A 10,350-nucleotide genomic window follows, 5' to 3' on the forward strand; every position below is an offset into this window, starting at 1 on the left:
GTACTCCGTGCTTGGGCCCGCGTCAGGAATCGTTGCCGTCGAGGCTGTCGAGGTCGAGCGCCATGTCGATGAGGTGCTGGACGTCCATCTCGTCGATGGACTCCGCCTCGTCCTCGACGCGGCTTGGTTCGGAACTGGCTGCTTGTGGATCGGCCAGCCGGAGCAGCGTGTCCAGCAGCCCCGCCTCCCGGATCCGGCCCATGGGGATGGTGGCCAGAGTGCGGCGCAGCTCGGCGTCCTGCGGATCGGTGTCCACATGGGCGGGGACGTGGCCAGGGCCGTGCCCCGGTCCGTCCGGGACCAGCTCGGTCAGCAGATGCTCGGCGAGCGCGGCCGGTGTCGGGTAGTCGTAGACCAGGCTCGCGGGCAGCTTGAGGCCGGTGGTGGCGCCGAGGCGGGTGCGCAGTTCGACCGCGGTGAGCGAGTCGAAGCCCAGTTCGCTGAAGGCGCGTCCGGCCCCGACCTCGTCGGCCGACGCATGGCCGAGGGCGGTGGCCACATGGGTGCGGACCACCTCCAGCACCGCGTCCTTTCGGTCGGCCACGGCCAGCCCGGCGAGCCGCTCGCGCAGCGCGGAGGCGCCGTCGGCCGCCGCCGTGCCCGCCGATTCGCCCTCGGTGCCGCCCCGCAGGGCCTTGGCGACCTGCGGCAGATCGTCGATCAGCGGGCGGGGGCGGGCGGCGGTGAAGGCCGGGGCGAACCGCTCCCAGTCGACATCGGCCACCGTCACGGCGGTCTCCTGGCGGGAGAGCACCCGCTGGAAGGCGACCATGTTCAGCTCCGGTGCCATCGGCGGCAGTCCACGGCGGCGCAACTGCTCCTCGGCGTCGCCCTCGGCGGCCATACCGCCCTCCGCCCACGGGCCCCAGGCCACCGAGGTGGCGGGCAGGCCGCGGGCCCGGCGCTGTTCGGCCAGCGCGTCGAGGAAGGCGTTTCCGGCCGCGTACGCACCCTGGCCGCCGCTGCCCCACACCCCGGCGATCGAGGAGAAGAGCACGAAGGCGTCCAGCCCGGCGTCCTCGCCGAAGAGGGCGTCGAGGTGGACCGCGCCGGTCGTCTTGGCCGCCACGATCCCGGCGAACTCGGGGAGTTCGGTGGCGGTGCCGGGCTCCTGGGAGATCCCGGCCGAATGCACCACGGCACGTACCGGGGTGCCGTTGGCCGCCAGCTTCTCCACGAGCGCGGCGAGCGCGTCGCGGTCGGCCACATCGCATGCCTCGACGGTCACGGCGGTGTCGGTGCCGGACAGTTCGGCCACGATCTCGGCCGCGCCCGGCGCGTCGGGGCCCCGGCGGCTGAGCAGCACCAGCCGCTCCGCGCCGTTGTGGGCCAGCCAGCGGGCGACATGCCGCCCCAGGGCGCCGGTGCCACCGGTCACCAGCACGGTGCCGCGCGGCGTCCAGGGCTCGGCGGCGGCGGTGGCCGCGTCGCGCGGGGCCGGGACGAGGCGGCGTACGAAGACCCCGGTGGCGCGGATCGCGACCTGGTCCTCGTCGTCGGCCCCGGCGAGCACGGCCGCGAGCCGGTCCAGCGCCCGCTCGTCCACGGTCTCCGGCAGATCGACCAGACCGCCCCAGCGCTCGGGCTGCTCCAGGGCCACGACCCGGCCGTAGCCCCAGACCTGGGCCTGGGTGGCGCTCTCCAGCCGGTCGGCGCCGCCGGTCGCGACCGCGCCCCGGGTGGCGCACCACAGCCGCGCCGGGGCGTCGTCACCCCGCGGGGCGAGCGCCCCGGGCCGTGCCAGCGCCTCGGCCAGCGCACCGGTCAGCGCGAGGCCGACCGGCACCGCCGGATGCGCCGGGTGCGGACGCTCGTCCAGCGCCAGCAGGGACAGCACTCCGGCCACCGGGCCGTCGGCCGTCGCCGCGGCGAGGCGCTCGGCCACGTTCGCGGGGTCGGTGTCCGCGGCGTCCAGTTCGACGCGGACGACCCGGGTCCCGCGCCGCGTCAGATCGTCGGCCACGGCGGTGATCCGCGGGTCGTCGGCGTGGTGCGCGGGGACGACGGTCAGCCAGGTGCCGACCGGGGCCGGGGAGCCCGACGGGCTCTGCGGACGCGGCTTCCACACCACGTTGTAGAGGTGGCCGTCGGCGGCGGACCGCTCGCGCTGGGCGCGGCGCCACGTCGACAGGGCGGGCAGCACCGCACTGAGCGGCTGGTCGCCCTCGACCCGCAGCTCGGTGGCGAGCGACTCCCAGTCCTCGCGCTCCACGGCCTCCCAGAACCGCGCGTCCACCGCGTCCACCGCGCCCTCGGCCGGGGTCCCGGCCGCCAGGGCGAACTCGGGCCAGTAGCGGCGGCGCTGGAACGCGTACGTCGGCAGGTCGACGCGGTGGGCGCCGGTCCCGGCGAAGTACCCGGTCCAGTCCACCTCGGCGCCCCGGACATACGCCTGGGCGAGCGCGGTGGTGACGGTCTCGGCCTCGGGGCGGTCCTTGCGCAGCGCGACGGCGAAGGCGGTGTCCGCGCCGGTCACACACTCCTGCGCCATCGCGGAGAGCACGCCGTCGGGGCCGAGTTCGAGGTAGGTGGTGACGCCCTGGGCTTCCAACGCCCGTACGCCGTCGAGGAAGCGGACCGCCTCGCGGACGTGGCGCACCCAGAAGTCGGGGCTGGTGATCTCCTCGGCGGAGACGATGGCGCCGGTGAGGTTGGAGACGATCGGGATGCGCGGGGCCTCGTACGTCAGCCCCTGCGCGATGTCACGGAACGCATCCAGCATCCCGTCCATGCGCGGCGAGTGGAACGCGTGGCTGACCGTGAGCCGCTTGGTCTTACGACCCCGCGCCTCGAAACCGGAAGCGATCTCCAGAGCCGCGTCCTCGTCACCGGCGATGACCACGGAGGTCGGGCCGTTAAGGGCGGCGATGCTCACCCGCTCGGTCAGCAGCGGCGCGACCTCGTCCTCCGACGCCTGCACCGCGACCATCGCGCCACCGGCCGGAAGCTCCTGCATCAACCGCCCACGCGCCGCCACCAACTTCGCCGCATCCGCCAGCGACAACACACCGGCCACATGCGCGGCGGCCAGCTCACCGATCGAGTGGCCGGACAGGAAGTCCGCCTTCAGACCCCATGCCTCCACCAGCCGGAACAGCGCCACCTCGACCGCGAACAGCGCGGGCTGGGTGAATCCGGTCCGGTCCAGCGCCTCGGCGTCGTCCCCGAACAGCACGTCCTTCAGAGGCCGTTCAAGATGGGCGTCCAGCTCCCCGCACACCGCGTCCAGCGCATCCGCGAACGCCGGGTAGGCGTCGTACAGCTCACGCCCCATCCCCAGCCGCTGGCTGCCCTGCCCGGTGAAGAGGAACGCCAGCTTGCCACCGGTCACCGAGCCCTCGATGAGCCCCGTGGCGCCGCGCCCGTCGGCCAGCGCCGCCAGTTGCTCGCCGAGGAGGCCGCCGTCCCGGCCGAGCGCCACGGCCCGGTGTTCCAGGGCGGCACGGGAGGTGGCCAGGGAGTAGGCGAGGTCGAGCGGGCGCGGCCCGTCGGCGCCGTTGTCCACGGAGGAGTGCACGAAGGCGTCCGCAGAGGGGCTCAGCCGTGCGGCCTGGGCCCGTAGCGCGTCCTCGGTACGGCCCGAGACCGGCCAGGCGAGGACGGGCAGGGACCGTTCCGGAGCGGGCGCGGCGACCGCGTCCACCGGCGGGGCCTGCTCGATGATCGCGTGCGAGTTGGTGCCGCTGAAGCCGAACGAGGACACACCCGCGCGGCGCGGGCGGCCGGTCTCCGGCCAGGGCCGGGCCTCGGTCAGCAGCTCGATGTCGCCCGCCGACCAGTCGACGTGCGGGGTCGGCTCGCTGACGTGGAGGGTCCGCGGCAGCACTCCGTGCCGCATCGCCATGACCATCTTCATGATCCCGGCGGCGCCCGCCACGGCCTGGGTGTGGCCGATGTTGGACTTCACCGAGCCCAGCCACAGCGGCCGGTCCTCGGGCCGGTCCTGGCCATAGGTGGCCAGCAGCGCCTGCGCCTCGATCGGGTCGCCCAGCGTCGTACCGGTGCCGTGGGCCTCCACGACGTCGATGTCGGTGGCCGAAAGCCCGGCGTTGGCGAGGGCTTGGCGGATGACGCGCTGCTGGGACGGGCCGTTGGGCGCCGTCAGACCGTTGGACGCACCGTCCTGGTTGATGGCGGTGGAGCGCAGGACGGCGAGCACCGGATGACCGTTCTCGCGGGCGTCGGAGAGCCGCTCCACCAGGAAGAGGCCCACGCCTTCGGCCCAGTTGGTGCCGTCCGCGTCACCGGAGAACGCCTTGATCCGGCCGTCTGCGGCCAGTCCGCGCTGCCGGCTGAACTCCAGGAAGGCGCCCGGGGTCGACATGACCGTGACGGCTCCGGCCAGCGCCAGCGAGCATTCGCCGTTGCGCAGCGCCTGCGCGGCCAGGTGCAGCGCCACCACCGACGACGAGCAGGCGGTGTCGATGGTGACGGCCGGGCCTTCGAGCCCGAAGGCGTAGGAGAGCCGGCCGGAGGCCACGCTGGAGGAGTTGCCGGTGCCGAGGTGTCCTTCGAGGCCCTGCGGCTCGTTCAGCCACAGCGTCAGATAGTCCTGGTCGTTGGAGCCGATGTAGACACCGGTCCGGCTGCCGCGCAGGGACGCGGGGTCGACCCCGGCCCGTTCGAACGCCTCCCAGGTGGTCTCCAGCAGCAGCCGCTGCTGCGGGTCCATGGCGAGCGCCTCACGCGGCGAGATGCCGAAGAACGACGCGTCGAAGTCGGCCACGTCGTGCAGGAAGCCGCCCTCGCGGGTGTAGCTGGTGCCCTCGAGGTCGGGGTCGTCGCTGTAGAGGGTGGCGAGGTCCCAGCCGCGGTCGGCGGGGAACGGGGTGATGGCGTCGTCACCGGCGACCAGCAGTTGCCACAGCTCCTCGGGCGACCGCACACCGCCGGGGAAACGGCAGCTCATCGCGACGATCGCGATCGGGTCGTCGCGGTCCACCGCGCTGATCACCCGGTCGGGGACGATCGAGTCGGCCGCGTCCCCGACGATCTCCTCGCGCAGATGGCCCGCGAGGCTGGTCGAGGTGGGGTAGTCGAAGACGAGCGTGGGCGGCAGCCGCAGCCCGGTCGCCTCGCGCAGCAGATTGCGCAGTTCGACGGCGGTCAGGGAGTCGAAGCCCAGGTCCTTGAAGGCCCGGCCCTCCTCGACGGCCTGCGGGCCCGCATAGCCGAGGACGGCCGCCACCTGCGTACGGACCAGGTCGAGCAGCAGCCGGTCCTGCTCGGCCGCGCTCAGCCCGGCCAGCCGCTCCGCCAGCGCGGAACCGCCGCCCGCGGCCGCGTCCACCGCACGGCGCACCGGGACCCGCACCAGCCCGCGCAGCAGCGGCGCGAGCGCGCCCGCCGCGGCCTGGGCGCGCAGCGCCACGGCGTCCACGCGCATCGGGACCGGCACCGCCTCGTCCGTGGTGAGCGCGGCGTCCAGGAGCGCCAGGCCCTCGGCCGGGGACAGCGGCGGCAGTCCGGCCCGCCGCATCCGGCTGATGTCGGCCTCGTCCAGGCCACCGGCCATACCGGCGCCCGCCCAGGGGCCCCAGGCCAGCGAGATCGCCGGGAGGCTCTTGGCGCGGCGGTGTGCGGCGAGGGCGTCCAGGAAGGCGTTGGCCGCCGCGTAGTTGCCCTGGCCGGGGGTGCCGAAGACGCCCGAGGCGGAGGAGAACAGCACGAAGGCCGTCAGGTCCAGGTCGCGGGTCAGCTCGTGGAGGTTCCACGCCGCGTCCACCTTCGGGCGCATGACGTGGTCGACGCGCTCGGGGGTGAGGGAGCCGATCACACCGTCGTCCAGCACACCGGCGGTGTGCACGACGGCGGTCAGCGGATGCTCGGCGGGGACGGTGGCGAGGGTCGCGGCGAGCGCGTCCCGGTCCGCCACATCGCAGGCGGCCCACACCACGTCGGCGCCCAACTCGCTCAGCTCAGAGGCGAGTTCGGCCGCGCCCGGGGCCTGCTGGCCACGACGGCTCACCAGCAGGAGCTGCCGTACGCCACGCTCGGCCACCAGATGCCGGGCCACCAGCCCGCCCAGCGAACCGGACGCACCGGTCACCAGCACCGTGCCCTCGGAGTCGAAGGCGCCCTCGATGGCCGCCGTCTCGTCCGCGATCGGCACCCTGGCCAGGCGCGGGATACGGGCGACGCCCGTACGGACGGCGAGCTGCTCCTCGCCCGCCGCCAGCGCGGCCGGAAGCGCCGCGAGCGACGCGTCCTGGCCGTCGATGTCCAGCAGGACGAAGCGGTCCGGGTTCTCGGCCTGCGCCGTGCGCAGCAGACCCCACACCGCGGACTGCGCCGGATCGCGCACCGGCTCGCCCTCGCCGAGGGTCAGGAACACCAGCCGCGAGGTGGCGAACCGCTCATCGGCCAGCCACGCCTGGGCCAGGCCCAGCGCCTCGGCCGTGGCCGCACGCACCGTGCCCGGCACCTCGTCGCCGCCCCGCGTGGACGGCGTCACGAACACGTACTCCGGTACGGCCGCCCCGGACGCCACGGCCTCGCCCAGCGCCGTGAAGTCCGCGTACGCCACGGCACCGGCACCGGCACCGGCTGACGCGAGCCCGAGGGCGTCCGCGCCGAGCACCGCCCACCGGCTGCCGCCGGGCGCTCCGGCGCCCGCTCCGGCCGGGAGTTCGGTCCACTCCACGCGGAACAGCGACTCGTGGTACGCCGCCCGCGCGGCCCGCACCTGCTCCGCCGACACGGCGCGCAGGACCAGCGAGTCCACGGCGGCGACCGGCGCACCGGCCGAGTCCGCGATCTCCAGCCGGACCCCGTCCGCGCCCCGCAGCACCAGCCGCACCCGCAGCGCCGAGGCGCCGCTCGCGTACAGCGACACACCGCTCCAGGCGAACGGCAGCCGCCCGCCCTGGCTGTCGCCGTCGCCCAGGCCGTCCATGCCGAGCGCGTGCAGCGCCGAGTCGAGCAGCGCCGGGTGCAGTCCGTACGCCTGCGCGTCGGAGGCGGCGGACTCGTCCAGCCGTACCTCGGCGAAGAGTTCGTCCCCGCGCCGCCAGGCGGCCGTGAGCCCCTGGAACACCGGGCCGTACCGCAGACCGCCGTCCGCGAGGGCCGCGTACAGCTCCTCGGTCCGGGCCGCCTCGGCGCCCTGCGGTGGCCACGCGGTCAGCGCGAACGACGGCCGGGGCGCGCCCGAGGCGAGCACACCGTCGGCGTGCCGCGTCCACGGCTCCTCGGCCGGGGCGTCCTCCGCGCGGGACAGCACGGTCAGGGACCGCCGTCCGGCGCCGTCGGGCGCGCCGACCGTGAGCTGGAGCCGGACGCCACCGCGTGCTGGCAGCACCAGCGGGGCGTGCAGGGTCAGCTCGTCGAGCAGGTCACAGCCGACCTGGTCACCGGCCCGGACGGCAAGCTCCACGAACGCGGTGCCGGGCAGCACCACCGCATCCCGCACCACATGGTCGGCCAGCCACGGATGGGTATCCACACCCAGCCGACCCGTGAGCACCAGCCCATCGGTCTCGGCCAGCGGCACCGCGGCGCCCAGCAGCGGGTGTCCGGCCGACTCCAGCCCCACGGCGGCCACATCACCGACGGACCCGGCACCCGGCTCCAGCCAGAACCGCTCATGCTGGAAGGCGTACGTCGGCAGATCCACCTGATCCGCGTCCCGACCGGCGAAGAACCCGGCCCAGTCCACGGCCACACCGCGCACATGCGCCCGGGCGACGGCGGTGGTCAGCGTCTCGGCCTCGGGGCGGTCCTTGCGCAGCGCGGAGATGAACGCGGCGTCCGACGCGGCGTCGGTCACACACTCCTGCGCCATCGCGGTGAGCACACCGTCCGGGCCCAGCTCGACGAACGTCGTAACACCCTTGGCCTCAAGGGTGCGTACTCCGTCGAGGAAGCGGACGGCCTCGCGGACGTGGCGCACCCAGAAGTCGGCGGTCGTGATCTCCTCGGCGGAGACGACGTTCCCGGTCAGATTCGACACGATCGGGATGTGCGGAGCCTCGTACGTCAGCCCCTGCGCCACCTGCCGGAACGCGTCCAGCATGCCGTCCATGCGCGGCGAGTGGAACGCGTGGCTGACGGTGAGCCGCTTGGTCTTACGACCCTGCGCCTCGAACGACGCCGCGATCGCGACAGCCTCGTCCTCATCACCCGCGATGACGACCGACGTCGGGCCGTTCAGCGCGGCGATCGACACCCGCTCGGTCAGCAGCGCCGTGACCTCGTCCTCCGACGCCTGCACCGCGATCATCGCGCCACCGGCCGGAAGCTCCTGCATCAACCGCCCACGAGCCGCCACCAACCGCGCCGCATCCGCCAGCGACAACACACCCGCCACATGCGCCGCGGCCAACTCACCAATCGAATGCCCCGACAGGAAGTCCGGCTTCAGCCCCCACGCCTCAACGAGACGGAACAACGCCACCTCAACCACGAACAAAGCGGGCTGAGTGAACCCCGTCTGGTCAAGCGCCGCGGCATCCTCCCCGAACAGCACCTCCTTCAAAGGCCGCTCAAGATGCCGGTCCAGCTCACCACACACCGCATCAAACGCATCCGCGAACACCGGATAGGCGTCATACAACTCACGCCCCATCCCCAGCCGCTGACTCCCCTGCCCCGTGAACAGGAACGCCAACTCACCCTCGGCAACCGTCCCCTCGACCAGCCCCGGCGCGGACTCACCCCGCGCCAGCGCCTCCAGCCCGGACAGCAGCCCGGCGCGGTCCCCGCCCACGACCACCGCGCGGCGCTCCAGCGCCGCCCGGCCGGTGGCCAGCGAGTAGGCCACATCGGTGGTGCCGAGGGCGGGTTCGCGGTCGAGGTGGGAGGCGAGGCGGCGGGCGTTGTCGCGCAGCGCGGCCGCGTTCCCGGCGGACAGGGTCCACGGCAGCACGGTGGCGGTGACGACGGGAGCCGGGGTGGCGTCCTCGTCCGTGGCCGACGGCTCATCGGCCTCCGGCTCGGGGGCCTGCTCCAGGATGGTGTGGGCGTTGGTGCCGCTCACGCCGAAGGCCGAGACACCGGCCCGGCGCGGCCTGCCGGTCTCGTCCCAGGGGCGGGCCTCGGTCAGCAGGGACACTTCGCCCGCCGACCAGTCGACGGTCGGGGACGGCTGGTCGACGTGGAGGGTCTTGGGCAGGATGCCGTGGCGTATCGCCATGACCATCTTGATGACGCCCGCGACACCCGCCGCCGCCTGGGCGTGGCCCAGGTTGGACTTGAGCGAGCCCAGCCACAGCGGCCGGCCCTCGGGCCGCTCCTGGCCGTAGGTGGCCAGCAGCGCCTGCGCCTCGATCGGGTCGCCCAGCGTGGTGCCCGTGCCATGCGCCTCGACGACGTCGATCTCGGCGGCGGACAGCCGGGCGTTCTCCAGGGCCTGGCGGATGACGCGCCGCTGCGACGGGCCGTTGGGCGCCGTCAATCCATTCGACGCGCCGTCCTGGTTCACCGCGCTGCCGCGCACCACGGCCAGCACCGGGTGACCGTTCCTGCGCGCGTCCGACAGCCGCTCGACCAGCAGCACGCCGACGCCCTCGGACCAGCCGGTGCCGTCCGCCGAGGCGGCGAAGGACTTGCAGCGGCCGTCGGGCGCGAGGCCGCGCTGGCGGCTGAACTCCACGAAGACGTCCGGGTTGGGCATCACGGTGACGCCGCCGACGAGGGCGAGCGAGCATTCGCGCTGCCGCAGCGCCTGGGCCGCCCAGTGCAGCGCGACCAGCGACGACGAGCAGGCCGTGTCGATGGTGGCGGCCGGGCCCTCCAGCCCGAAGGTGTAGGCGATACGGCCGGAGAGCACACTGGTGGCGCCGCCGGTGAGCAGCAGCCCCTCCAGCTCCTCCGGCGCGCCCGAGACATCCGAGCCATAGCCCATGGCCGAGGCGCCCACATAAACGCCGGTGCGGCTGCCCTTGACGGAGGTCGGGTCGATTCCCGCGCGTTCGAAAACCTCCCAGGAGGTTTCCAGCAGCAGCCGCTGCTGCGGGTCCATGGCGAGCGCCTCGCGTGGCGAAATGCCGAAGAACGAGGGGTCGAATTCGGCGGCGCCGTCGAGGAATCCGCCGCCGCTGTTGTAGAAGGTGCCCTTGCGGTCGGGGTCCGGATCTGCCAGCCCCTCGATGTCCCAGCCGCGGTCGGCGGGGAATCCGGAAATGGCGTCACCGCCCTCCGCGACCAATTGCCACAGATCCTCGGGCGAACCGACGCCACCGGGGAACCGGCAGCTCATCGCGGTGATCGCGATCGGTTCCTGCGCGTCCGCCTCCACCTCGGTCAGGCGGCGACGGGCCCGGCGCAGCTCAGTGGTCATCCACTTCAGATTGTCGAGAAGCTTCTCTTCGTTCGCGCTAGCCACGGAAACGTCACCTCCTGAGGTCAGTT

At 73.9% G+C, this 10,350-nt stretch carries 1 protein-coding gene; it reads right to left on the bottom strand.

The genetic code is table 11. From position 1 onward, the window contains the following. Nucleotides 1-22 precede the first annotated feature (22 nt). Nucleotides 23-10,324: a type I polyketide synthase gene (locus tag ACK1X7_RS18345; protein WP_413115359.1), complete on the bottom strand. Its 10,302-nt coding sequence runs from the start codon at nt 10,322-10,324 to the stop codon at nt 23-25. Nucleotides 10,325-10,350 lie beyond the last annotated feature (26 nt).

This window comes from Streptomyces sp. CY-1 (genome assembly GCF_047218265.1).
GTDB lineage: Bacteria > Actinomycetota > Actinomycetes > Streptomycetales > Streptomycetaceae > Streptomyces > Streptomyces niphimycinicus.